The organism is Archangium sp., assembly GCF_036388035.1.
Lineage (GTDB): Bacteria > Myxococcota > Myxococcia > Myxococcales > Myxococcaceae > Archangium.
In genome coordinates this window covers 1-1,775 of the sequence record NZ_DASVSO010000630.1, presented here as the reverse complement: position 1 = coordinate 1,775, position 1,775 = coordinate 1, and the positions used below count along the sequence as shown (strand labels likewise).

Below are 1,775 nucleotides of genomic sequence, written 5' to 3'. Positions count from 1 at the left end.
GGCCCTGAGGTCATGAGCCCCGGCGAGGGCCTGACTCACCTCCAGGAGACTCGCCAGGGCCGGATGCCTGCCCGCCTGCTCTTCCAACCGCTTCGCCATTGCCGCTCCCGGGGCTCCGGGGCGGGGAGAGGCCCCGGAGCGATTCCTACAATTTCGTCGGTCCCGCGCGGAGGACCAACAAAATTGTAGGCCGGATTGTCCTGCTCCCCGAGGGCAGTCAGGCCGGGAAACGTCCACCATCCCGCGTTGGAAGCGGCGCGGACACCGGATTCCCGGGAAGGAGCGTGGACCGATGTCCGATGGAAGGCGCGAGAGGGCGCCGGTGTCCCCTCTGGGCCGAGAGGGCCGGGAGGGGACTTCCGACAATTTCGTAGGAAGCTCGCCCAACTCCTACAAAATTGTCAGAGGCCCGGGGGACCATTTTTACAGGGTCCAGGCCGGTGCCCTGCCATTTCGAGGGTTTCCGCCGAGGGACCCGTCGAGGAAGGCCGTTGGCATCGCGTCTGCAAATGAGTCCTGGCGTGAGGCCCGCTGAGGGTCGCGAGAAACAACAGGCCCGGCAGGGGCCGCTCTGGAGGAAGTGGAAATGCCGAAGGTGATGGCGGAGTACATCTGGATCGACGGGCAGAAGCCGACCGCGAAGCTGCGCTCGAAGATGAAGGTGTTGGATGGGGAGGTCCGGAGTGCTTCGGAGCTGCCGGACTGGAGCTTTGACGGTTCGAGCACGTACCAGGCCGAGGGCAAGAAGAGCGACCTGATGCTGCGCCCGGTGCGCTTCATCCCGAACCCGCTGCGGCCGGGGACGCCGGACATCCTGGTGCTGTGCGAGGTGATGAACCCGGACGGCAGCCCGCACTGGAGCAACACGCGCGCGCCGCTGCGTGCGGTGGCGGAGAAGCACGCCGCGCAGGAGACGTGGTTCGGCATGGAGCAGGAGTACACGCTCTTCGAGGGCAACCGTCCGCTGGGCTGGCCGGACAAGGGCTTCCCGGCGCCGCAGGGCGGCTACTACTGCGGCGTGGGCAGTGACGAGGTGTTCGGCCGCAAGCTGGTGGAGGCGCACGCCGAGGCCTGCCTCCGCGCGGGCATCAAGCTGGGCGGCACGAACGCCGAGGTGATGCCGGCGCAGTGGGAGTTCCAGATTGGCCCGCTCACGGCGCTGGAGATGGGCGACGAGCTGTGGCTGGCGCGCTGGCTGCTGTACCGGATGGGCGAGGACATGGGCATCAGCGCGACGCTGCACCCGAAGCCGGTGAAGGGGGACTGGAACGGGACGGGCTGCCACACCAACGTGAGCACGAAGGCGATGCGCGAGGCGGGCGGCCTCAAGGTCATCGAGGCGGCGATGGACAAGCTGCGCGCGCGCCACGAGGAGCACATCGCGGTGTACGGGGCGCACAACGTGGAGCGCCTGACGGGCCTGCACGAGACGGCGCCCATCACCGTGTTCCGCCACGGCGTGAGCGACCGCGGCTCGTCCATCCGCATCCCGCTGGGCACGGCGAACGACGGCAAGGGCTACTTCGAGGATCGGCGTCCGGCGGCGAACTGCGACCCGTACGAGGTGTGCCGCATCATGCTCGAGACGATCTGCGGCTGAGCGCGGTGCGGAAGGTTCCAAAGGGCTCCTTGGGGTAAGGAGAGCGAGGGCCTGGCGGACGGGAGGTGTCGGGCTTCCCGTCCGTCAGGCCTGTCGTATGAGCGGGGCGGAGGCGTTCAGCCGCCGGAGTAGGCGATGCGGTAGATGACGCCGTTGGTGTCGTCGGTGACGAGCA

Annotated in this window: 1 protein-coding gene; it reads left to right on the top strand. The window is 68.2% G+C overall.

Annotated elements, in window-relative coordinates; translation table 11 throughout:
• The first annotated feature begins 586 nt into the window (after nt 1-586).
• The gene (glnII, locus tag VF697_RS25845; RefSeq protein ID WP_331099380.1) at nt 587-1,600 is read left to right on the top strand and encodes a glutamine synthetase GlnII; all 1,014 of its coding nucleotides are present in this window, start codon (nt 587-589) and stop codon (nt 1,598-1,600) included.
• The last annotated feature ends 175 nt before the right edge of the window (nt 1,601-1,775 follow it).